The organism is Nocardia asteroides (assembly GCF_900637185.1).
Classification (GTDB): Bacteria; Actinomycetota; Actinomycetes; order Mycobacteriales; family Mycobacteriaceae; genus Nocardia; species Nocardia asteroides.
Genome location: NZ_LR134352.1, coordinates 1,220,736 through 1,242,265, shown reverse-complemented (window position 1 = coordinate 1,242,265; position 21,530 = coordinate 1,220,736). Strand labels below are relative to the sequence as shown.

The following is a 21,530-nucleotide window of genomic DNA, read 5'->3' as shown; positions in this document are numbered from 1 at the left end:
TCAGAAGTTCCCGTTGCAGGAGCCGGCCAGGTACAGCATCGCGAACAGCACCATGAGGATGGTGCCGATGATGCCCGCGATGTACCCGATGGTCACCTGGGAACGCCCGGAGAGCGCACCGTAGGACGCGTCGATCTCGTTGAGCGCCCGCTTGCCGAGCACCCACGCGATCGGCCCGAAGATCCCGCAGCAGAACGGGCTGAGCAGCCCGAGCACGAGGATCAGGTTGGCCTGCGGGTGCTCGACCGTCTCACCGATCGGATGGTTGGGTATCGCCACGCATCGAATTCTACGGCGACAGAGCCGATTTGCCCGGAAACCCCGCGCAGATCAGCCCTGACGGCGCTGTCTGGCGATGTCGGCCAGGACGACACCGGCCGCGACCGAGGCGTTGAGCGACTCGACCGGACCGGCCATCGGGATGCTCAGGATGGAGTCGCAGTTCTCCCGGACCAGCCGCGAGAGGCCCTTGCCCTCGGAACCGACGACGACCACCGTCGGCACACTGCCGTCGAACTCGTCGAGGTTGGTGTCGCCGCCCGCGTCGAGACCGACGATCTGGAAACCCTGGGCCGCCCAGTCCTTCAGGGTGCGGGTCAGGTTGGTCGCCCTGGCGACGGGCAGCCGGGCCGCCGCGCCCGCGCTGGTCCGCCAGGCCACCGCGGTGACACTCGCGCTGCGCCGCTGCGGGATCACCACGCCCTGCCCGCCGAACGCGGCCACCGAGCGGATGACCGCGCCCAGGTTGCGCGGATCGGAGATGTTGTCCAGCGCCACCAGCAGGCCGGGCTCGCCGGAGGTCTTCACCCGGTCGATCAGGTCGTCCGGGTGCGCGTAGCGGTACGGCGGGACCTGCAGGGCCACGCCCTGGTGCAAACCGTTGGCGCTCAACCGATCCAGATCGGTCCGCGGCACCTCGAGAATGGAGATGCCCATGTCCGCGGCGCGCTGCACGCTCTCGGAGAGACGGTCGTCGTTCTCGGTACCGACCGCGACGAACAGCGCGGTGGCGGGCACGTCGGCGCGCAGACACTCCAGCACCGGGTTGCGGCCGAGGACCAGCTCGGGACCGTCGTCGGACTTGCGGCCGACGCGCGGCACCCCGGCCTTACCGGTGGGGCGATTCTGCTGCGCCGCTTTGGCTTTGGCGGCGGCCGCGGCCCGCTTGGCGGCGGGATGCTTGGTGCGGGCCTCGGCGGGCGGGGTCGCGCCCCTGCCCTCGAGCCCGCGGCGGCGCTTGCCACCGGAACCGACGACGGCGCCCTTCTTGGTGCCGCCCTTCCTGATCGCTCCGCGTCGCTGTGAATTGCCTGCCATCAGTTCGCCTTTCCGCTCGATGCGCCCAGCGACCATTCCGGCCCCTGCGGGGTATCGGTGACCTCGATACCCGCTGCGACGAGCCGATCCCGTGCGGCATCGGCTTCTGCCCAGTTCTTCTCCGCCCGCGCGCCCGCGCGGCGATCCAGCTCCGACCGGACCAGCACGTCGAGCGCGTCGAGCGCCGCCGAATTGTCGGCGGGGGTGTACCAGTGCGGGTCGAGCGGGTCGACGCCGAGGATGCCGAGCATCGCCCTGACCTGCCCGGCCGCTTCGGCCGCGGTCTCGATCGTGCCCGCCTCCAGCGCGCGATTGCCCTCGTGCACCACGTGGTGGATTTCGGCCAGCGCCTTCGGAACCGCCAGATCGTCGTCGAGCGCGGCCGCGAATCCGTCGGTCCATTTCCCGACCGAGACCTCGCCGACGCGGTCGAGCACGCGATGCACGAATGCCTCGATACGCCGATAGGACGCGACCGCGTCGTCGAGCGCTTTGTCGGAGTATTCGAGCATCGAGCGGTAATGCGCGCTGCCCAGATAGAAACGCAATTCGACCGCGCGGACCCGGGTGAGCACATTCGGGACCGAGAGCACATTGCCGAGCGACTTCGACATCTTCTCGCCGCCCATGGTCACCCAGCCGTTGTGCAGCCAGTAACGCGCGAAACCGTCACCGGCCGCCTTGGACTGGGCGATCTCGTTCTCGTGGTGCGGGAAAATCAAATCCATTCCACCGCAGTGGATATCGAATTCGGCGCCGAGATAGAACTCGGCCATCGCCGAGCATTCCAGGTGCCAGCCGGGGCGACCGGGGCCCCACGGCGACGGCCAGCTCGGCTCGCCCGGCTTGGCCGACTTCCACAGCGTGAAATCGCGCGGGTCGCGCTTGCCGCGGGTCGGCGTCTCGCCCTGGTGCACGTCGTCGAGTTTGTGCCCGGACAGCTCGCCGTAGTTGGGCCAGCTCAGCACGTCGAAGTAGACGTCGCCGTCGGCGGCGTAGGCATGGCCGCGCTCGATCAGCCGCTCCATCAGCCCGACCATCTGGGTGATGTGGCCGGTGGCGCGCGGTTCGGCCGAGGGCGGCAGCACGCCGAGCATCTCGTAGGCGGAGTCGAACGCGCGCTCGTGCGTGGCGGCCCATTCCCACCAGGGGCGGCCCGCCTCGGCGGCCTTGTTCAGGATCTTGTCGTCGATATCGGTGACATTGCGGATGAACCGCACGTCGAAGTCGTGGGCCAGCAGCCAGCGGCGCAGCACGTCGAACGCGACGCCGCTGCGGACGTGCCCGATATGGGGCTGACCCTGCACGGTGGCCCCACACAGATACACCGAGGCACGGCCGGGGACCAGCGGGGTGAATTCCCGCAGGGTCCGCGTGTCGGTGTCAAAAAGGCGCAAGGTCACGGCATTCGATCCTAGTCGGTGGGATGGGCGTGATGATGACCGGCCGCTTCGTGGCTCACGGGGAATCGCCGAGGATGCGAAACGGCGTTGCGGCGGCGGAGGAATTACGGCCCCGTCAGGGCTGCGGACACTCCGCCAGCAGACAGGTCGCGATGGCCGCGACACCCTCGCCGCGACCGGTCAGGCCGAGACCGTCGGTGGTCGTACCGGACACCGAGACCGGTGCGTCAAGTAATTCGCCGAGTACTTTCTGCGCCTCGACGCGGCGCGGGCCGATCTTGGGCCGATTGCCGATGACCTGCACCGCGGCGTTCACAACGGAGAAGCCCTCCTCGGCCAGCAGCCTGCGGACCTCGGTGAGCATGGCGGCGCCGGTGACACCGGACCATTCGGGACGGCCGACGCCGAAGACGGCGCCGACATCGCCGAGACCCGCGGCGGAGAGCAGCGCGTCGCAGAGGGCGTGCGCGGCGACGTCACCGTCGGAATGGCCGGCGCAGCCGTCGGCGTCGGGGAACAGCAGACCGGCCATCCAGCAGGGACGACCGGGTTCGATGGGGTGCACATCGCTGCCGATGCCGACTCTCATCGCGCGACCGCCTCTTCGGCACGTGGCGCGGCGACGGCGGCCTGATCGGCGCGCAGGGCGTCGGCCAGGCGCAGGTCGAGCGGGGTGGTGATCTTGAAGGCCAGCGGGTCGCCCGGCACCGTGCGGACGGCGACGCCGAGGCGTTCGACCAGTCCGGCGTCGTCGGTGGCGCCGACCTCGGTGGCGTAGGCCTCGCGCAGCAGATCGGCGGCGAAGCCCTGGGGGGTCTGGATGGCGCGCAGGTGCGCGCGGTCCGGCGTGCCGGTGACGACGCCCTGGTCGTCGACCGATTTCACGGTGTCGACCACGGGCAGCGCGGGGACCACCGCACGACTGCCCGCCTGCAGCTCGGCGGCCACCCGCGCGATCAGCTCCGGTGGAGTGAGCGCGCGAGCGGCGTCGTGCACGAGGTAGAACGCCGCGTCGGGCGCGGCCGCGATCCCGGCGCGCACCGAATCGGTGCGCTCGGCGCCGCCAACGACGACCTGCACCGGCACAGGGGGCATCGAACCGCCGGTCAGTGAGGTGGTGGACAGCAGAGCGGACGCGGCTTCGACCAGTTCGGCGGGTACGACGACGACCACCCGGTGCACCGCACCGGACGCGATCAGCCCGTCGACCGCCAGCCGGACCATAGGTGTGCCGCCGACCGGGACGAACGCCTTCGGGGTGGATTCACCCAGGCGCACGCCACGACCGGCGGCAGGGACCAGTGCTACGACAGGTCGCACTTCTAGGAAGCCGCGGCGAGGACCTCGTCGAGCAGCGATTCGGCCTTGCCGTCGTCGGTGCCCTCGGCGAGCGCGAGCTCACCGACGAGGATCTGGCGAGCCTTGGCGAGCATGCGCTTCTCACCGGCGGACAGGCCGCGGTCCTGCTCACGACGCCACAGGTCACGCACGACTTCGGCCACCTTGTTCACATCGCCGGAGGCGAGCTTCTCGAGGTTGGCCTTGTAACGGCGGGACCAGTTGGTCGGCTCCTCCGTGTGTGGCGCGCGCAGCACCTGGAAGACGCGGTCGAGACCCTCCTGGCCGACGACGTCCCGGACGCCGACATATTCGGCGTTCTCTGCGGGAACCCGAACGGTCAGGTCGCCTTGCGCGACCTTCAGGACCAGATACTCTTTCTGCACACCCTTGATGGTGCGGGTCTCGATTGCTTCGATCAGCGCCGCTCCGTGGTGGGGGTAAACGACGGTGTCTCCGACCTTAAAAATCATGTGTCCCGTGCCCCTTTCGATGTTCACAGTTTAACATGCGACTCGATAACGGCGCGATCAACTGTGCAGGTCAGGGCCACAACGAGGGCATCGTAGGGGTTGACAACGCCGAATTGTTGTGCATTCCATTGCGCCAGAACGGGTTAACCACCAGCACAGCGAGCCGCGAGCACAGCCGCCCTGCCCCGCATCGATCCGGCAACCCCGCTCCGGACACCGAACTGTTACTTCCGTGCCCGCGCGTCGCGAGCCCGGGCGCCACGCGCGCGAAGCGAACTACTACGCTGCCTAGTTACTACCCTCCGATCCGCCGTGTGGAACGGAGTGAGCCCGGTCGACATGGAGGACAAACCGTGACTGCCCTGAAAGCTGTGACCGCCCCGTCGGCGCGACGTCGCATGGTGACGGTTGCCGCGCTCGCCGCTGCCGCGGGCATCGCCCTGAGCGGCTGCAGTGCCGGCCAGCACACCCAGACCTCGTCGCAGGCCGCCGCGATCAACGGCAACCACGCGAACGTGGGCGACATCTCGCTGCGCAACGTGCACATCGTGTACCCCGCGGCCCCGGCCGAGCACGAGAAGGGCGGCAAGGCCGTCATCGCGCTGTCGATCATCAACGGCAGCGAGATCGTCACCGACGAGCTGACCAGCGTCACCACCGACCTGGGCACCGTCAAGCTGACCGGTCCGGCAGGCGACGCCAAGTTCGTGCTGAAGCCGCAGCAGACCGTGGTCGCGGGCCCGGTCAAGGCCACCGGCGAGAAGCCGGAGGAGGCCGACCACCACGGCGCCACCTCCACCACGGCCGCGCCGACCACGTCCGCCTCGCCCACCACCACGGGCGCCCCGGCGACCGCCACCGGCGACACCCCGTCGATCGATCCGGCCGCCAAGCCGGGCAGCATCGAGATCACCGGCCTGAGCAAGACCATCTACCCGGGCCTGACCTACAACGTCACCTTCAACTTCAAGGACGCGGGCACCGTGCAGGTGTCGGTCCCGGTCGACGCCGCCGAGGCCGACCGCGTCGAGAACGACAAGTCCGGCCCGGCCCCCGAGGGCGCCGGCGGCCACTGATTCCGGTCCCGAGGACGAGCCGTCGCGGTGTTCGCGGCGGCTTTTCCTATTTGTCGGAGCCGGTGCGTAGGGTGCGCTCGTGGCCAAGACCAAAGCTGTCTTCCGGTGCAGTTCGTGCTCGCACGAGGTGTCCAAATGGGTGGGTAAGTGCCCGGAGTGCGGTGCCTGGGGCACGGTGAACGAGGTGGCCGTCTCGGCGGCCGCCGCCGCGCCGGGCAGGCGTGCGATGCTGCCGAGCACGGCCGCGGCGCCGCTGTCGCAGATCGACGCGAAGGTCACCCAGGCGAGGTCGACGGGGGTCAGCGAGCTGGACCGGGTGCTCGGCGGCGGTGTGGTGCCAGGGTCGGTGGTGCTGCTGTCGGGGGAACCCGGCGTCGGCAAGTCCACTCTGCTGCTCGAGGTCGCGCACCGCTGGGCCGCGCAGCGCAGCGAGACCTCGCTGTATGTGACGGCCGAGGAGTCGGCGGGGCAGGTGCGCCTGCGCGCCGACCGCACCGGCGCCGTGCACGACCGGGTGTATCTGGCGGCGGAATCGGATCTGTCGATCGTGCTCGGCCACGTGGAACAGGTGCGGCCGACGCTGCTGGTCGTCGACTCGGTGCAGACGATGCTGGCACCCGAGGTCGACGGCGTGATCGGCGGCGTCACCCAGGTCCGCGCGGTGACGGCGGCGCTCACCTCGCTGGCCAAGGCCAGCGGCATCGCGGTGCTGCTGGTCGGCCATGTCACCAAGGACGGCAATGTCGCCGGCCCGCGCACGCTCGAGCATCTGGTCGACGTGGTGCTGCAGTTCGAGGGCGACAAGAACTCCACGCTGCGGATGATCCGCGGCATCAAGAACCGCTTCGGCAGCGCCGACGAGGTGGGCTGCTTCGAGCTGCACGAAGACGGCATCGCCTGCGTCGACGATCCGTCGGGCCTGTTCCTGCACCATCGCACCGACACCGTGCCCGGCACCGCGGTCACCGTGGCGATGGACGGCAAGCGCCCGCTGGTGGCCGAGGTGCAGGGCCTCACGGTGAAGACCGAGATACCGCAGCCGCGCCGCGCTGTCAGCGGGCTGGACTACAACCGGGTCGCCATGGTGCTGGCGGTGCTGCAGAGCCGCGGACGGGTGTTCCTCGGCAAGCACGACGTCTACGCCGCCACGGTGGGCGGGATGCGCCTGGTGGAGCCCACGGCCGATCTCGCCATCGCCCTGGCCATCGCCTCGGCCGAGGCCGATATCGCGCTGCCCGCGGGCTGGGTGATCCTCGGCGAGGTCGGCCTGGCCGGTGAGGTCCGCAAGGTCACCGGGCTCTCCCGGCGGCTCGCCGAGGCCGAGCGGCTCGGGTTCACCACGGCCCTGGTGCCGCCCGGTTCGGAGAAAACCAAGATCGGTTCGATGCGTATCCACGAGGTCGGGGATCTGCGTTCGGCACTTCGATTGGCGCAACTCCGCAAATCCCGCGCAGCCAAGGAACCGGTCGCCGTGGAATAACCCCGGCAAACACCGGAATTCGCCGAAATCGGCCATTTCCACGGCAACGACCATTGACGATCTGGCCGATCATGCGAAGTCTGCAAATCGACCGAACTCGACCATGTGATCTACAGCGCACCCGCACAATGCGCGACACCTATCGACGGATCGGCCGCCACGACGGTGATACGCCGCGGCTATGCCGCCAGGTTGAACGGTTCGGCGGCGCTGCGCACCGCGCCGAGTTGCGCCACGACCATGTACGCGCCCGCCGGAACCTGCAGCCGGTCGCCTTCGCAGTTGGGCTGCGAGGTGGTGCCGAACCAGGTGCCCTTGTACGACAGCTGTTCGCCCGCCTTGAGGGTCTTCACTTCCGGCGGTCCATCCGGATTGCAGTCGTTGCTCGCCCACAGGCGCCGCTGGCCGTCCAGCGTGTACACCAGGAACTGCGGGCCGGGCCCGAGGTCACGTGAGCACGCCGCCGAGGAGATATTGGTGATCACGGTGCCGAACGCGGGCTGATCGCCCACCCGGTAGGTCGGCTGCCCCACGGACACCTTCAACGCCAGCGACTGGTCGGTGCACGGCTGAGCCGGGGGTTCGGCCGCGACGCTGGTCGCCGAGGCGGCAGCCGAGGTCGAACTGCTCGGTGCCGCGCTGCTCGACTCGGCGGCGCTGCTACTGCTGCCCGCCGCCGAGGTCGACGTGGCCGCGGCCGACGTGCTCGACGTCGCCGCGGCGGTGTCACCGGAGGAGTCGCCGCCCCGCGCGATCATGGTGACGAGCAAGATCACGACCGCCAGCGCGACGATGACGACGCCGATGGCGAGTGCACGGCGACGCCAGTAGATCTCCGGTGGCAGCGGTCCATTCGGTTCCAGCACGCCTCAACGGTAAGCGCACCGCGCGGAGGCGTGCTCGATGACCTCGGCGTGTCGGGGGCAGAACCGGGACTATCCCCCGGTTCAGGACATCTCACCGATGTTTCCGACGACGCGGCGCAGGTGCACCCGTCCGTCCTCGAGCGCGTAGGTGACACTCGCGATCGCCAGCTGGCCGGTGGCCACCCGCTGCGAGATGATCATCGACCGCTGCATGAGCAGCCGGCTGGTCTCCACCACGTGCCTGGCCTCGAACTCGTCGATGGAGGTGAGGCCCTCGCGCCGGCCGACCAGGATCGACGGGGTGACCCGCTCGACCACGCTGCGGATGAAGCCGCCGGGCACCTCGCCGCCGTCGAGGGCGTCGATGGTGGCCTTCACGGCACCGCAGCTGTCGTGACCGAGGACGACGATCAGCGGCACGTTGAGCACCTCGACGCCGTATTCGATCGAGCCGAGCACCGAGCTGTCGACCACGTGACCGGCGGTACGGACGACGAACATGTCGCCCAGGCCCTGGTCGAAGATCAGTTCAGCCGCCACCCGGGAGTCACCGCAGCCGAACAGAATGGCGTGCGGGTGCTGGCCCTTGACGAGCTTGGCTCGGTCGGCGGCGCCCTGGCTAGGATGCAGCAGGTTGCCGCTGACGAAGCGCTCATTGCCTTCGCGCAGTGACTTCCAGGCACTTATCGGATTGGAACCAGGCATACCGACCATTGTGCACAGGCTGTGGGTTACCAGCGAGTCCGCCGCGTTACGCGTCGGCAAAGATGGCCTGGCCGAGGCGGAACGGAAACAGTGAGTATCGACGCGGACGTCCTGCTGGATTGGTTCACCGACACGGCGCGTGATCTGCCGTGGCGGCGGCCCGAGGCCACCGCATGGCACATCCTGATGAGCGAGATCATGCTGCAGCAGACCCCGGTGGTGCGGGTCGAGCCGATCTGGCGGGAGTGGGTGGCGCGCTGGCCGGTGCCGTCGGCGATGGCGGCGTCCTCGCAGGCCGAGGTGCTGCGCGCCTGGGGCAAGCTCGGATACCCGCGCCGGGCGCTGCGGCTGCACGAGTGCGCGCGGGTGCTCGCCGCCGACCACGGCGACGTGGTGCCCACCGACGTCGACGTCCTGCTCGGCCTGCCCGGTATCGGCGCCTATACCGCCCGCGCGGTGGCCTGTTTCGCCTATGGCCAGCGAGTTCCCGTGGTGGACACCAATGTGCGCCGGGTGGTCGCGCGCGCCGTGCACGGCCGCGAGCCGGGCAACCCGTCGTCGCGCGACCTGGCCGAGACCGAGGCGCTGCTGCCCACCTCGGTGCCGCGCGCCGCCACGTTCTCGGCGGCCCTCATGGAACTGGGCGCGCTGGTCTGCACGGCCCGCAATCCCGACTGCGCCCGCTGCCCGCTGCCGGCCTGCGCGTGGGTCGAGGCGGGCAAGCCCGCCGCCGAGGTGGTCCGCAAGGTGCAGAAGTACGAGGGCACCGACCGGCAGGCCCGCGGCAGACTCCTCGACGTGCTGCGCGCGGCCTCGGGTCCGGTGGAACAGGGGCGCCTGGATCTGGCGTGGACCCGCGACCCGGGTCAGCGCGCGCGGGCGCTGGATTCGCTGCTGGTCGACGGGTTGATCGAGCAGACCGAGGACGGCCTGTTCGCGCTGGCCGGAGAAGGCGGGGCCGCGGGTTAGGCACGCGGTCGAGCCCGTCCGGTGCGCCACCGATCGCGGCCTCGAATCGGTCAGCCCAGCACGCCGCGCAGGAACCGGCCGACGTGTTCGCGGTACACCTCGGGCGCTTCGTCGTGCACCAGGTGCGCCGCACCGGCGACGAGCACGTACTCGGCGTCGGGATGCACCTCGGCCATGGTCCGCATCTGCCCCGGCGGGGTGATGGTGTGCTCGCCTTCGAGGAGCAGCACCGGCATTTCGAGCGACTTCCACTCGGTCCAGAAGTCCCTGGTGCCCCACTCCTCGGAGATGGCGCGAAAGGTGTCCACCTCACCGTGCAGGCGGTAGCCGTCGGGCCCTGCGGTGAACGCGCGCAGGAAATACCGGCCCGCGACCGGCCCGAAGTAGTCGAGGACGGCCCGCTCGTCGGCGAAGGGCTGGGGCCAGGAGTGGATGAGCTCGGCCCAGTGCGCGGCGGTGCGGCCGGTGAAATCGGGGGCGATGTCCTCGACCACCAGGGCGCGCACCCGGTCGGGGTGGGTGGCGGCGAAGACCCAGCCGTGGATGGCGCCCATGGAGTGCCCGACGATCACCATCGGCTCGGTGATCCCGGCGGTGAGCTCTGCCAGATCGGCGACGAACGCCTCGGTGGTGAGCTCGGCGGGCGGCACGCGACCGTGCCCGGCGGCGTCCACGGTGTAGAGGTGGCCGTATTCGCGCAGCCACGGCAGCTGATCGGTCCAGGTGCGCGCGCTGCCCATCAGCCCGTGCAGCAGCAGGATCGGGACGCCGGTCCCGCCTTCGTCGTACAACACCCTGCCGATTGTGCCCCAGGCCGGGCTGTTTCCCGCGCGGTCGTATTGTCGGCTCATGGCTGTTGTGAAGATCAATGCGATCGAGATTCCCGAGGGCGCCGGCCCCGAGCTGGAGAAGCGGTTCGCCGCCCGTGCGCACGCGGTGGAGAACTCCCCCGGTTTCCTCGGATTCCAGTTGCTGCGCCCGACCGCCGGTGAGAACCGGTATTTCGTGGTGACCCAGTGGGATTCGGAGGAGTCCTTCGCCGCGTGGCGCGACGGCCCGGCCCGCGCGGCGCACGCCGGTCACGGTGCCGAGGGCGAGCGGCCCAAGCCGGTCTCCACCGGTGCGTCGCTGCTCGAGTTCGAGGTGGTCCTGGACGTGCCGGCGAAGGCCTGATCACGGCGTTTCCCCTGGACATGCGGGCACCCATATTGACGTGCATGGTCGGCTGCTGTCACAGTTCGGGGGAAAACACGCGTGGGTGCGCGGTAATTCCGGTGTGATTCCGGAGCGGTCGCGCCACTGTATTCCGTACCGGGTCCCCGGTGCCGGAGAGCCAGACACCGGCACCTGCGCACCACACTTCGACCATGGGACGCGTATCCCTGAGGAGGACCCGAATGGCAATCGCGCATTCCCCCAGCCGGTCTACCGGCCTGGACACCCTGGCCACCGTGCTCGTCACGGTCGGTGTCGTTCTGCTGGCACTGCTCGCCCTGTACCTGGTCGGATTCGACCAGGGGGCCGTCTCGCGTAGCGGGATGTTCCTGCACGAGCTGATGCACGACGGACGTCACCTGCTGGGTGTTCCGTGCCACTGACCGGATCACTGAAAACCCTGCTGTTGCGTGGCCTGCTGGCCGGCTTGATCGCCGGCCTGCTGGCCGCGACAGTGGGCTACTTCGTCGGCGAGCCCCAGGTGGACGCCGCGATCGCCATCGAAGAAGCTGCCGCCGCTCCGGCGGACCATCCGCACGAGGCAGCCGAGCCCCAGGGCCATTCGCACGGCGGTGACGAGGAACCCTTGGTCAGCCGGACCGGGCAGAAGGCGGGACAATTCCTCGCCCTCGGCCTCGCCGGGATGGCCTTCGGCGCCCTGTTCGCCGCGGCGGTGAACATCGCCCGCCGCTACACCGCGCTGCCGGGACCGCGCTTCTCGCTGATCAGCGCCGGGCTGGCGTGGGCGGCGATCGTCGCGGTGCCGTTCTTCAAGTATCCGGCGAACCCGCCCGCGGTGGGCGATCCGGAGACGATCAACGACCGCACGTGGCTGTGGGTCGCCGCGGTCGTGCTGGGCCTGCTCGCCGTCGCGGCGGCGGTCGCCGCGTACCGGGCGCTGGCCGGACAGCTGGACACGCTCCGGCTCATCGCGGGTGTCGCCGCGTTCGTGCTGGTCACCACGGTCGGCTACGTTCTGCTGCCGGGCGTGAACGAGGTCGCCGACGACTTCCCGGCGACGCTGCTGTGGAAGTTCCGGGTGGCCTCGCTGGCCGAGACCACCACGCTGTGGGTGTCGCTGGGCCTGGCCTTCGCCGCGCTCACCGAATTCTCCACGCGGCGTAGTACTCCCGTAGCGGGGCAGGTCGCTACCGCGGGGTGATTCGCCCCGGTCGTCCGGAAAGGCAGTGTCGGTCTCATGACCGCCACTGCCTTTTCCGTTTCCGCCGACCGCCCCGTCGCCGTCACGGTCGCCTTCGGCGCGCTGCTGACCGCGCTGGCCGCCGGTGCCGCCGAAGGACTGCTGCGCGCCGTGCGCGGCGGTGGTGAATTCGGTGCCACCGCGGCGGGACTGCTGCCACGCCTGGCGATCTATCTCGTCGTGGCCGCCGTCGCGCTGGTCATGCTGCACGGCAGCCGGGTGGCGCGCGCCCTGCTGACGGTGGGGATCGGGGTGGTCGGACTGCTCTCGCTGATCATCGAGCCGGTCGCGGTGCTGCTGTCGGCCGACGACTACGCGGTGCTGTTCGGCGAGCTGGCACCGTCGTCGGCGGTGCTCGTCGGCTGCCGGACCGTGCACATCCTGGCGGTGCTGGTCGCGATCGCGGCCATGTACACGCCCGCGGCTCACCGCTGGTTCACCCAGCGATGAGCCGCGTCACGATGCTCAGATGATCTCGGCGTCCAGCTCCACTTCGGCGACGCCGGCCAGGGCCTTGCTCACCGGGCAGCCGTTCTTGGCGGCGACGGCGGCGGCGTAGAAGCCCTCGGCGTCCAGGCCGGGGGCCACCGCGCGCACGGTCAGCTTGATCTTGCTGATCCGGAAGCCACCGGCCGGGTCGGGACCGAGGGTCACGTCGGCGGTGACGTCCAGGCTCTCCGGGGTGCCGCCGGCGTTGGCGATCTCGGCCGACAGCGCCATCGAGTAGCACGACGAGTGCGCCGCACCGATCAGCTCCTCCGGGCTGGTGCCCTCGGCGGCGTCGGCCACCCGGCGCGGGAAGGTCACATCGAACTTGCCCGCACCGGAGCTGACCAGTTCCACCTGCCCGGTACCGTCCTGCAGTCCGCCTGCCCAGAGGGTGCGTGCGCTACGAGTCGGCATGACAATCCTTTCGATTCGGGGGAATTGCGTCCGCTGACGAACCTACTCGGCCGGGCGCCGGTGCCGACCCCGCTTCCGCTCAGGCGGTGCCGGTGACCTCGTCGAGGCGCTCCAGCATGTCCGGCCAGACCTGCTGGTGCAGATCGCGAATGGCGACGGTGGGGAACCCGGAGTGCCGCAACCGCAGCCGGATGCCACGTGGCTGCTTGAGGAATTCCGCGGCGACCACGGTCTCCACGCCCTCGGTGGCCGCGGTGACCCAGGTGAACTCCACCCGGCGGTCCGGCTCCAGGGCCAGGACACGGCCGTAGTGCGGGTTGCGCTTGTCGGCCGAGCCGGTGTCGAAATAGAGGGGTTCGTCGACGCCGGGGCGGCCGAGCACCGAACCCGGAACCGCCAGCCACAGGTCGAGGCCCTTCGTCCAAGCCGCGTAGAGCAGGCTGGGCGAGGCTTTCATCACGCGCTCGACCGTGAGCTCGTGCGGTCGCGCAGACAGATCAGGGGGGCGAACTGGCTGGTCCATCATCCGACCTTACCGGCCCGGAGCCGGTCAGGGCCGCATCGGGTGTGCGACAGCGTTACTCGGGATTGGTGACCCTGGCGAGCACGATGCCGCCCAGGATCAGCGCCAGCGCCAGCATTCGGCCCGCGCTCAGCGGGTCCTTGTGCACCAGCACCCCGAGGCTGATCGCGCCCAGCGCCCCGATCCCGGTGAACACCGCGTAGGCGGTGCCGACCGGCAGGGTGTGCATGGCCCGCGAGAGCAGGTACACGGCCAGCGAGCCGAGTGCGATGCAGAGCAGAGTCGGGCCGAGTTTGGTGAAGTTCTCGGTGGGCTTGATGGTCTGTGACCAGACGATCTCGACGAGGCCGGCCAGGCCGAGGATTACCCAGCTCATCACACGTACGCCTTCGCGAGCAGGCGGATTTCGGTCAGCGCGGCGGTCAGTGATGCCTCGTGCGCGTCGCGCAGGTGGGCCAGGTTCGGGTCCTGGACGGCATTGGCCAGTTCGGCGTTCACGACGACGGTGTCGGTGACCGCGAAGTGCCCGGCGAAGAAGTCGCGCAGGTAGCGCTCCTGGTAGTCGAACGCGGCTTTGGGCGCGCCGGGCGAGTACGCGCCGCCGCGGGCGCTGACCACCACGAACCTGCGCTCCCCCAGCGACATTCGCGGGAAGGTGATCTGGTCGAGCCAGGCCTTGAGCGAAGCGGGGATCGAGTAGTTGTACATCGGCGTGCCGATGAGGATCACGTCGGCGGCCAGTACCTGCGCCAGCAGCGGCTCGACGATCTCCCACGCCGCCCGTGCCGCCGGTGTCGCGGCCAGTTCGGGCAGCCGGTCGAGATCGGTGCTGCCCGCGGCGAGGACGGCGTCGCACAGCTCGGTCCAGCCTTCGCCGATGAAGGGCGTCGGCTCGGCGGCCAGGTCGCGGTAGGTGTACTCGCCATCCGGGTTCGCGGCCCGCCAGGACTGGACGAATTCCGCGCCCAGCCTGCGGCTGACCGACCGGGTGCGGGCGCTGGCGTCGAGGTGCAGGAGGTGTGTCATGTCGAGCCTTCCATAAATGGACATCATGTCCGCTTGTCGCTGACACGACCATAGAACATAAGTGGACACCTTGTCCACATATTCGTTTCTGGGCTACAGTCGTCACCATGGAGCCCCGATCAGACCTGCTCACCGGCACCGCGCTCGACGCGCCGCGGCCCGCCGAGCGCACCGACGCCGCCCGCAACCGGGCCAAGGTGCTGGCGGCGGCCGCCGAACTGTTCGCCACCCGCGACCCACGCACGGTCACCATGGACGACATCGCCAAGGCCGCCGGCGTCGGCCGCGGCACCCTCTACCGCCGCTACCCCGACCGCACCGCCATCGCCGAGGCCCTGCTCGACGAACACGAACGCGCGCTCCAGGAACAGCTGCTGCGCGGTGAGCCGCCGCTCGGCCCCGGCGCGGCTCCCGCCGACCGGCTGGCCGCCTTCTACGGCGCGATGGTCGAATTGCTCACGGCGCACGCCCATCTGGTGCTCGGCGCGGAGACCGGCGGGGCGCGCTTCGCGACCGGCGCGTACGGGTTCTGGTTCGCGCACGTCCGCGCCCTGCTGGTCGATGCCGCTGTGCCCCAGCCGGATTCGCTGGTCGACGTGGTGCTCGCGCCGCTGGCGGCGGAGATCTACCTGCGTCAGCGCGAACGTGGGCTCGCGCCCGAGCAGATCACCGACGGGCTCGCGGTGCTGGCCCATCGGCTGCTCGGCGGCCCGGAATCTGTCGGTCCCCACGGTTAGCGTCAGCCGGGTGACGACACTGCCGACCGACAGCGAAGCCGCCCAGTTCTGGGCCCTGATCGAAACCGCATGGGACCGGGCCGGTTCCGCGGCCCGCACCGCCCTGCTCACCCCGGGCGCCGATCTCCCGCGCGAACACACCGACCGTTTCATCGACGCCCTGCGCTCGCTGAGCACCGACTTCACCAGCGCCGAGCTGACCGCGCTGGACCGGGTCGCCGAGCGGGCGCTCTACGAGATCGATCGGGCCGATATCCAGGAGATCACCGACGGCTCCGACGACGGCTTCCTGTACGCGCGCGGCTTCATCGTCGCCATGGGGCGCGAGCACTACGAGGCCGTGCTGGCCGATCCGGCCGTCGCCGTGCCCGACGCCGAGTGCGAGGAGATGTGTTACTTCTTCGCCCACCTGCACGACCGCCTGTACGGCGGCTTCCCCGAGACGGGTTCGGGCATCTCGCGGGAGACGGCCTCGAACCCGGCCGGGTGGTCCTGATCGGTCAGGCCAGGTCGCGGCGGGTCATCAGCCAGACCGTCCCGCCGCCGAAGACCAGCAGGTAGCCGGTGAGCAGCGCCAGCGACTCGCCGCGGGTCAGGATGTCGAGCACGCCGGGCGTGGGCGGGCCGTCGACGGTGCGCAGGGCGCCCGCCAGCGACCCGGCGGCCGTACCGGGCAGCACATCGGTCACGGCCTCGATCGGGCCGAAGATGCCTGCCACCCCGCGCAGCAGGTTCTCGACCACGAGCACCCACACCAGACCGAGGCCGACGGCCAGCGCCGGACCACGGGCGACGGCACCGACACACGCGCCCGCCAGCGTCCACATGCTCAGAATCGCCACGCCGGAACCGATTCCGAGCACCGACTGTTCCAGCGACGGCAGCACCAGCGGCTGCCCCTCGCTCACGGCGATCAGCGACGCGACCCCGAGATCGACGGCGAACGCCACACCGACGAGCGCGATCACGACGACGAGCAGGCCGACCAGCAGTCCACCGACCACGGCCTGCCTGCTCGGCCCCTGGGTGAACACCGTCTTCCAGGTGCCCCAGCCGTACCCGCTGCCGACCGCGAGCGCGCCCAGGATCAGCATCAACGCGCCGCCGAACATGGCCATCCCCTGGGTGAACACCTCGGGCACCGCGGCGGGCATCAGCTGGCCGAGCAGCACGTCACGAGGTAGGCCGTCGGCCATGGCCCCGCTCTCGCCGGAGGTGTAGGCGAGGTAATTGAACAGGTAGGCGAAGGTGAGGTTCAGCAGAATCCACACCCCGAGCACGATCCAGAACGTGGGCCAGCGGCCCAGCCGGATCGACTCCGCGCGCAGACTCGCCCACAGATCTCTCGTCATCGCGTGACCTCCACAGCCGTCATCTCGAAGAACACTTCTTCCAGGGATTTCTCGTCGACCCGCAGTTCGAGCAGGTCGGCGCCCGCCGCCAGCACGGCCCGCGCCACGGCGGGCGCCGTCGCCGCCGTGGCCTCGACGCGGATCCCCTCGGCACCGGCCCGCACCGGCGCGCCGGTAACCGCCCGGATCGCGGCGACAGCGGACGCGACGGGGTCCGCGCGTACCAGCAGCGTTGCGGTGCCGCGTAGTTCGGCCACCGTCGACTCCGCCAGCAACCTGCCGCCGGCGATCACGCCTACGCGATGGCAGATCTCCTGCACCTCGGCCAGCTGATGGCTCGACAGCAGCACCGTGTGCCCGTCGGCGGCGAGATCGACGATGAGGGTGCGCATGTCGGCCAGGCCCGCCGGATCGAGGCCGTTGGTCGGCTCGTCGAGGACGAGCAGATCGGGGTCGCCGAGCAGGGCGGCGCCGACACCGAGTCGCTGTTTCATGCCGAGGGAATAGGTGCGAAAGCGGTCGCCCGCCCGGTCCGCCAGGCCGACGCGGCTCAGCGCGCGCTCGACCGCCTCCGCACCGTGGCCGCGATATCGGGCCAGGACGCGCAGATTGTCGCGACCGGACAGGTACGGATAGAAGCCGGGGCCTTCGATGAGCACGCCGATGCGGCGCAGGACCGCCGGGTCGCCCGGCGGCAGGCCGCGCACCAGCGCCGTGCCCGCGCTGGGCCGGATCAGTCCGGCCAGCATGCGCAGCGTGGTGGTCTTGCCCGCGCCGTTGGGGCCGAGGAAGCCGTAGATCTCCCCCGCGCCGACCCGCATACTCACCGCGTCCACCGCGAGGTGCTCGCCGTAGCGCTTGGTCAGCCCGTCGGTGACCACGATCGAATCGTTCATGGACTCAGAATCCGCGCCGGACCGGCGTTCGGGCATCCGTCGCGCGGCGGCTTCGCCACTACGCCGCGCGGCCTACCGCGACGCCAGACATTCGCCCCGAGAGGCGCCGCTGACCGGCCGCGGCGTGGTTCCAGCCGGAATTACGCGCGCAGGCCCACGCGGGCGGCCGTCGCACGCAATAGGGTGACAGAGGTGGGAGCGTCTGCGAAATGGGAGCGTGGCTCGGTCGTTCAGGACTGGGGCCTGGCAGTGGTGGTCGCGGTGATCCAGCTCGCCGGGAGCTCCGGGGCGAATACGCACCAGAGCGGGGTGCGTTCGCTCGACGCGTTCGCGTATCTGTTGCTGCTCGCGGGCCCGATCGCGCTGGGCTTCCGGCGGCTGCTGCCGGAGCCAGTCCTGCTGGTGACGCTGTTCGCCGCGATCGTCTACGTGCTGCGCGACTACGGCTATGGGCCGATCTTCCTGTCGCTGGTGATCGCCTTCCTGACCGCCGCCATCAACGGATCGCGTTGGCGCACATATCCGTTGGTCGCGGTGGGCTATCTGACCATGGTGTGGCCGCTGCCCGCGCTGCTCGGTCGGGGCACCGGCGCCTGGCAGGCCTTCGGGCTACTGGCCTGGATGGGTGTGCTGATCGCGGTGGCCGAGGGGGTGCGTCAGCGGCGGGCGATCGTGCTCGCGCGCAGGCAGCGCGCCGAGGCCGCGCGCCGCGACGAGCAGGCGCAGCAGGCGCGGGCGGCCAGTGAGGAACGCCTCGCCATCGCACGGGAGCTGCACGATGTGCTCGCGCACAGTCTTTCGCTGATCAATGTGCAGTCCTCGGTGGCGCTCGAGCTGTTCGATCGCAAACCGCAGCAGGCCGCCGCCGCGCTGGCCACCATCAAGACCACGTCCAAGGAGGCGCTCACCGAGGTGCACACGCTGCTGCACGCCATCCGCAGCGGAGCGAGCGTGGCGCCCGTCGAGGAGTATTCCGATTCGGTTGCCGCCGCGCCCGATTCGCCGCCACCCGCGCCCCAGCCCGCCCCGCCGCCGCGACCCGCGCCGCGCGCGCCCGCGCCGTCCCTGGACGATCTCGACACGCTGCTGGAACGCACCCGCGCGACCGGATTGACCGTCGACACCAAGATCATCGGCACGCCCAAGAAACTGCCGAGCGTGATGGACGTGGCCGCGGCCAGGATCATCCAGGAATCGCTGACCAATGTGGTGCGGCACGCGCCCGGCGCCGCCGCGCTGATCACCCTGCGCTACACCGCCGAATCGGTCGACATCACCGTCGACAACACCCGGCCCACCGGCCCGGCCGTGCGCTCCGGCGCCGGCGGCAACGGGATCATCGGGATGCGGGAACGGGCGCACGCGCTCGGCGGCGCGCTCACCGCCGGGCCCCGGCCCTCCGGCGGGTTCCGCGTGGCGGCACGGCTGCCCGCGCGGCCGGTCGGCGATGCCCCGCCTGCCGCGAGCGAACCCCCGAACGATCGGGAGGCGACCGCGTGAGCGAGATGGCACCGGTCGCCGCACGGCCGATCGACGCTGCCCCACCGGCCGCGACCGCACCGCCGGACGACCAGGAGGCGAGCGCATGAGCGAGGCGGAGCCGGTGATCCGGGTGCTGGTCGCCGACGATCAGGCACTGGTGCGCGGTGGGTTCGTCGCCCTGCTCGACGCCCAGGACGACATCGAGGTGATCGGCGAGGCCGAGAACGGCGAACAGGCCATCCGGATGACCCGCGCGCTGGTGCCCGATGTGGTGCTCATGGACATCCGTATGCCCATCCTGGACGGGCTGGCCGCGACCAGGATGATCGCCGACGATCCCAAGCTCGCCGAGGTCAGGGTGGTCGTCCTCACCACCTTCGAACTCGACGAGTACGTCTTCGAGGCGATCCGTGCCGGCGCGGCGGGTTTCCTGGTGAAGCACACCGAACCGGCCGACCTGCTGCGCGCGGTCCGGGTGACCGCCGCGGGCGACGCCCTGCTGTCCCCCGGCGTCACCCGCCGCCTGCTCGCCGAGTTCTCCACCCACGCCAAACAACCCCCACCCGCCGCACTGGCCGAACTCACCGACCGCGAACGCGAGGTGATGACCCTGGTCGCCGAGGGCCTCACCAACGCCGAAATCGGCGCCCGCCTCTACCTCAGCCCCGCCACCGCCCGCACCCACGTCAGCCGCATCCTCACCAAACTCGCCGCCCGCGACCGCACCCAACTGGTCGTCCTCGCCTACGAATCCGGCCTCGTCCGCCCAGGTTGGCAGTAGAAACACCGTTGCCATATAGGATCGATGCTATATAGGATCGATCCTATGACCCTCTACGTGGTAGAGCTCGAGCCGGAACTGTGCGAATCGGAACACGATCGAGCCCACGCGGATTTCGACAGAGAGGTACCCGATCATGGCTGAGCATTCCTCGATGGATGACCTTCGGCGCGAACGGAGGAGCAGGCCGGATTTCGATGCCGCGGAGTACGAAGCGGGCCGTGCCGAGGCGATTCTGGCGATCGAACTGGCACAGGCCATCCGTGAACTGCGGCTCGAGCTCGGGCTGACGCAGACGCAGCTGGCCGAACGTGCCGGGTTGCGGCAGCCCGAGATCTCGCGGCTCGAATCAGGCGGTGGTACACCGACAATAGGCATGCTCGAGCGGTTGGCTCACGCGCTGGAGGTGCGTTTCGTCGCCCGGTTCGAGAAATTCGACGCCGCCTGAGCCGACGTGGTCAGGGCTAGCGGCCCGGGTCGGCTTTGCGGCGTTCGGCGGTGGAGAAGCGGGCTCGGCGGGCGGAGCCTGCGGGGGCGGCTTGGGCTCGGGCGGAGTAGGCGGACAGGGCGTCGAAGGCGCCGCGGACGCCGCCCGCGACCGGGGCGTAGGTGATGGCGGAGTCGCGGTCGATGCCCAGGTTGGTGCCCACTTCGACGGCGTCCATATTGGCGCCGAGGAAGACGAAGGTCCAGTTGTAGACGTCCTGCTGCTGGGTGATCAGGGACTTCACCGCCGCGTGGGTCCACTCCCGGCTGGAGTTCTCGTGGCCGTCGGTGAGGACGACGACGATCACGGTGCCGGGCCGCTCGTGCTCGGGCCGGGCCGCGAGTTCGGCCCCCACGTCGGAGACCAGCTTGCCGATCGCGTCGTAGAGCGCGGTACCGCCGCGCGGCACCAGGTTCGGCGGCGGCACCCGGTCCAGCGGCTGGTTGGCGTAGACCACCTCGTAGGCGGTGTCGAACTGCGCCAGCGTCACCTCGATGGATTTCGGCACCGTGCGCTGCTGCTCGAAATAGGCGGCCAGCCCGCCCTCGGTGTCGGCCTTGATCGACTGCATCGACCCGGAACGGTCGAGCAGCACGGCGATCAGTGTGCGATCGGAATCGGTCATGTGAACACCCCCGTGTTGTTTTCCTGCGACGAACAATTCCCACCGTACGCCGCCCCACCGACCGCGAAATGCCATCGAAAGCCGATGAAAAGCGAATGCCAAGCCGACGGCCATTCACTGCGTGCGGCGGTAGAACAACACGTCGGTTCGCCGAAATGAACACGAGCAGAGGGGAATTCATGGGCGCGGTCATGTCGTTCACGAAAGTGGGCCCAGCCGATCTGGAACGGCTCACCCAGGACAGGGAGTGGGCGGAGCGATTCGTCGAGCAGGCGCACACACCCGACACCGAGCCCACCGGCTACCTGGACAAATCCTGGGCGGGCCTGCGGTACCTGTTCGAAGCGGCGCGCACCGGGGTCGACCTGTTCTTCACCGGCCGCCCACTCGACATCGAGACGAAGGGCTACAGCACCTGGACCCCGGAGGACGTGTCGTACACCGCCGAACTGCTGCGCGCCCTCCCCTTCGAGAAGCTGGCCGACCACTACGACCCACAGCGCATGGACGACACCCTGGTGTACCCGCACGTCTGGGTACGCGACGGTGACGACGGCCTGCGCACCCTCAACTATCACTACGCCCAGCTGGTGCGGGTCTTCGACTTCGCCGACCGCCACGGATCGGGGTTCATCCAGAGCTTCTCGTGAAGCGTGGCGTTTCGGTCGGGTCTCG

29 protein-coding genes and 1 riboswitch are annotated in these 21,530 nt (G+C 69.9%); of the genes, 13 read left to right on the top strand and 16 right to left on the bottom strand.

Going from position 1 to position 21,530, the window contains the following annotated elements; all coding sequences use genetic code 11:
- From EL493_RS05930 to carD, 6 genes are all read right to left on the bottom strand, one after another.
- Positions 1-279, bottom strand: coding sequence for a DUF4190 domain-containing protein (locus EL493_RS05930; protein WP_019044690.1), 279 nt, complete (start codon positions 277-279; stop codon positions 1-3).
- Positions 280-330: 51 nt separating this feature from the next.
- Positions 331-1,317, bottom strand: a complete 987-nt coding sequence (rlmB, locus tag EL493_RS05925) for a 23S rRNA (guanosine(2251)-2'-O)-methyltransferase RlmB (protein WP_022566441.1) — start codon at positions 1,315-1,317, stop codon at positions 331-333.
- Positions 1,317-2,720: a cysteine--tRNA ligase gene (cysS, locus tag EL493_RS05920; protein WP_019044688.1), complete on the bottom strand. Its 1,404-nt coding sequence runs from the start codon at positions 2,718-2,720 to the stop codon at positions 1,317-1,319. Before cysS ends, rlmB begins: the two co-directional genes overlap by 1 nt.
- Before the next feature lie 115 nt (positions 2,721-2,835).
- On the bottom strand, positions 2,836-3,309 hold the full coding sequence (ispF, locus tag EL493_RS05915) for a 2-C-methyl-D-erythritol 2,4-cyclodiphosphate synthase (protein ID WP_030204182.1): 474 nt from the start codon (positions 3,307-3,309) through the stop codon (positions 2,836-2,838).
- Positions 3,306-4,040 (bottom strand): 2-C-methyl-D-erythritol 4-phosphate cytidylyltransferase, encoded by a 735-nt coding sequence (ispD, locus tag EL493_RS05910; protein WP_030204180.1) that lies wholly within the window; start codon positions 4,038-4,040, stop codon positions 3,306-3,308. The genes ispF and ispD overlap by 4 nt, the downstream gene beginning before the upstream one ends.
- Positions 4,041-4,042: 2 nt before the next feature.
- A complete protein-coding gene (gene carD / locus EL493_RS05905) occupies positions 4,043-4,531 on the bottom strand; it encodes an RNA polymerase-binding transcription factor CarD (protein ID WP_019044685.1) in 489 nt (162 codons plus the stop codon).
- A 353-nt stretch (positions 4,532-4,884) separates the two neighbouring features.
- On the opposite strand from carD, the gene EL493_RS05900 reads away from it, so the two are divergent.
- Together EL493_RS05900 and radA are read left to right on the top strand one after the other, a co-directional pair.
- Entirely contained in the window at positions 4,885-5,607 is a 723-nt protein-coding gene (locus tag EL493_RS05900; RefSeq protein WP_022566442.1) for a hypothetical protein, read from the top strand.
- A gap of 79 nt (positions 5,608-5,686) precedes the next feature.
- Positions 5,687-7,087: a DNA repair protein RadA gene (gene radA / locus EL493_RS05895; RefSeq protein ID WP_019044683.1), complete on the top strand. Its 1,401-nt coding sequence runs from the start codon at positions 5,687-5,689 to the stop codon at positions 7,085-7,087.
- 179 nt (positions 7,088-7,266) lie between these two features.
- Here radA and EL493_RS05890 read toward each other — a convergent pair whose 3' ends face one another.
- Together EL493_RS05890 and EL493_RS05885 are read right to left on the bottom strand one after the other, a co-directional pair.
- Positions 7,267-7,953 (bottom strand): hypothetical protein, encoded by a 687-nt coding sequence (locus tag EL493_RS05890; protein ID WP_019044682.1) that lies wholly within the window; start codon positions 7,951-7,953, stop codon positions 7,267-7,269.
- A gap of 81 nt (positions 7,954-8,034) precedes the next feature.
- On the bottom strand, positions 8,035-8,658 hold the full coding sequence (locus EL493_RS05885; RefSeq protein WP_019044681.1) for a carbonic anhydrase: 624 nt from the start codon (positions 8,656-8,658) through the stop codon (positions 8,035-8,037).
- A 90-nt stretch (positions 8,659-8,748) separates the two neighbouring features.
- Here EL493_RS05885 and EL493_RS05880 point away from each other — a divergent pair, with 90 nt between their 5' ends.
- Positions 8,749-9,627, top strand: coding sequence for an HhH-GPD family protein (locus EL493_RS05880; RefSeq protein WP_019044680.1), 879 nt, complete (start codon positions 8,749-8,751; stop codon positions 9,625-9,627).
- Between the two features lie 50 nt (positions 9,628-9,677).
- Here the strand turns inward: EL493_RS05880 and EL493_RS05875 are convergent, their stop codons facing one another.
- Positions 9,678-10,421, bottom strand: a complete 744-nt coding sequence (locus tag EL493_RS05875; protein WP_030204178.1) for an alpha/beta fold hydrolase — start codon at positions 10,419-10,421, stop codon at positions 9,678-9,680.
- Between the two features lie 55 nt (positions 10,422-10,476).
- Here EL493_RS05875 and EL493_RS05870 point away from each other — a divergent pair, with 55 nt between their 5' ends.
- From EL493_RS05870 to EL493_RS05855, 4 genes are all read left to right on the top strand, one after another.
- A complete protein-coding gene (locus tag EL493_RS05870) occupies positions 10,477-10,800 on the top strand; it encodes an antibiotic biosynthesis monooxygenase family protein (RefSeq protein ID WP_022566445.1) in 324 nt (107 codons plus the stop codon).
- A gap of 38 nt (positions 10,801-10,838) precedes the next feature.
- Positions 10,839-10,990, top strand: a riboswitch (cobalamin riboswitch).
- A gap of 34 nt (positions 10,991-11,024) precedes the next feature.
- Positions 11,025-11,225 carry a CbtB domain-containing protein gene (locus tag EL493_RS05865; protein ID WP_019044677.1) on the top strand — a complete coding sequence of 67 codons (201 nt, stop codon included), beginning with the start codon at positions 11,025-11,027 and terminating at the stop codon, positions 11,223-11,225.
- Complete coding sequence (locus EL493_RS05860; RefSeq protein ID WP_019044676.1) at positions 11,216-12,004, top strand: CbtA family protein; 789 nt, start codon at positions 11,216-11,218, stop codon at positions 12,002-12,004. The genes EL493_RS05865 and EL493_RS05860 overlap by 10 nt, the downstream gene beginning before the upstream one ends.
- A gap of 36 nt (positions 12,005-12,040) precedes the next feature.
- Positions 12,041-12,493 (top strand): hypothetical protein, encoded by a 453-nt coding sequence (locus tag EL493_RS05855; RefSeq protein WP_019044675.1) that lies wholly within the window; start codon positions 12,041-12,043, stop codon positions 12,491-12,493.
- A 15-nt stretch (positions 12,494-12,508) separates the two neighbouring features.
- Here EL493_RS05855 and EL493_RS05850 read toward each other — a convergent pair whose 3' ends face one another.
- The 4 genes from EL493_RS05850 to EL493_RS05835 all read right to left on the bottom strand — a co-directional run bounded on the left by EL493_RS05850 (position 12,509) and on the right by EL493_RS05835 (position 14,495).
- On the bottom strand, positions 12,509-12,946 hold the full coding sequence (locus EL493_RS05850; RefSeq protein ID WP_019044674.1) for an OsmC family peroxiredoxin: 438 nt from the start codon (positions 12,944-12,946) through the stop codon (positions 12,509-12,511).
- Positions 12,947-13,025: 79 nt separating this feature from the next.
- Entirely contained in the window at positions 13,026-13,403 is a 378-nt protein-coding gene (locus EL493_RS05845; protein ID WP_019044673.1) for an SRPBCC family protein, read from the bottom strand.
- A gap of 121 nt (positions 13,404-13,524) precedes the next feature.
- On the bottom strand, positions 13,525-13,845 hold the full coding sequence (locus EL493_RS05840; protein WP_019044672.1) for a DMT family transporter: 321 nt from the start codon (positions 13,843-13,845) through the stop codon (positions 13,525-13,527).
- Positions 13,845-14,495 (bottom strand): FMN-dependent NADH-azoreductase, encoded by a 651-nt coding sequence (locus EL493_RS05835; RefSeq protein WP_019044671.1) that lies wholly within the window; start codon positions 14,493-14,495, stop codon positions 13,845-13,847. The genes EL493_RS05840 and EL493_RS05835 overlap by 1 nt, the downstream gene beginning before the upstream one ends.
- 107 nt (positions 14,496-14,602) lie before the next feature.
- On the opposite strand from EL493_RS05835, the gene EL493_RS05830 reads away from it, so the two are divergent.
- Together EL493_RS05830 and EL493_RS05825 are read left to right on the top strand one after the other, a co-directional pair.
- Complete coding sequence (locus tag EL493_RS05830) at positions 14,603-15,232, top strand: TetR/AcrR family transcriptional regulator (RefSeq protein WP_019044670.1); 630 nt, start codon at positions 14,603-14,605, stop codon at positions 15,230-15,232.
- Positions 15,233-15,242: 10 nt separating this feature from the next.
- The gene (locus EL493_RS05825) at positions 15,243-15,728 is read left to right on the top strand and encodes a DUF4240 domain-containing protein (protein WP_019044669.1); all 486 of its coding nucleotides are present in this window, start codon (positions 15,243-15,245) and stop codon (positions 15,726-15,728) included.
- A 4-nt stretch (positions 15,729-15,732) separates the two neighbouring features.
- Here EL493_RS05825 and EL493_RS05820 read toward each other — a convergent pair whose 3' ends face one another.
- The gene (locus EL493_RS05820; protein WP_019044668.1) at positions 15,733-16,584 is read right to left on the bottom strand and encodes an ABC transporter permease subunit; all 852 of its coding nucleotides are present in this window, start codon (positions 16,582-16,584) and stop codon (positions 15,733-15,735) included.
- Positions 16,581-17,480, bottom strand: a complete 900-nt coding sequence (locus EL493_RS05815) for an ABC transporter ATP-binding protein (RefSeq protein WP_019044667.1) — start codon at positions 17,478-17,480, stop codon at positions 16,581-16,583. The genes EL493_RS05820 and EL493_RS05815 overlap by 4 nt, the downstream gene beginning before the upstream one ends.
- A 192-nt stretch (positions 17,481-17,672) precedes the next feature.
- Here EL493_RS05815 and EL493_RS05810 point away from each other — a divergent pair, with 192 nt between their 5' ends.
- From EL493_RS05810 to EL493_RS05800, 3 genes are all read left to right on the top strand, one after another.
- Complete coding sequence (locus EL493_RS05810; protein WP_022566447.1) at positions 17,673-18,980, top strand: sensor histidine kinase; 1,308 nt, start codon at positions 17,673-17,675, stop codon at positions 18,978-18,980.
- An 85-nt stretch (positions 18,981-19,065) separates the two neighbouring features.
- On the top strand, positions 19,066-19,743 hold the full coding sequence (locus tag EL493_RS05805; RefSeq protein WP_019044665.1) for a response regulator: 678 nt from the start codon (positions 19,066-19,068) through the stop codon (positions 19,741-19,743).
- A gap of 136 nt (positions 19,744-19,879) precedes the next feature.
- The gene (locus EL493_RS05800) at positions 19,880-20,191 is read left to right on the top strand and encodes a helix-turn-helix domain-containing protein (protein WP_022566448.1); all 312 of its coding nucleotides are present in this window, start codon (positions 19,880-19,882) and stop codon (positions 20,189-20,191) included.
- Between the two features lie 16 nt (positions 20,192-20,207).
- Here EL493_RS05800 and EL493_RS05795 read toward each other — a convergent pair whose 3' ends face one another.
- Complete coding sequence (locus EL493_RS05795; protein ID WP_019044662.1) at positions 20,208-20,855, bottom strand: vWA domain-containing protein; 648 nt, start codon at positions 20,853-20,855, stop codon at positions 20,208-20,210.
- Positions 20,856-21,010: 155 nt separating this feature from the next.
- On the opposite strand from EL493_RS05795, the gene EL493_RS05790 reads away from it, so the two are divergent.
- Complete coding sequence (locus EL493_RS05790; RefSeq protein ID WP_162178117.1) at positions 21,011-21,505, top strand: DUF1877 family protein; 495 nt, start codon at positions 21,011-21,013, stop codon at positions 21,503-21,505.
- Positions 21,506-21,530: the final 25 nt, after the last annotated feature.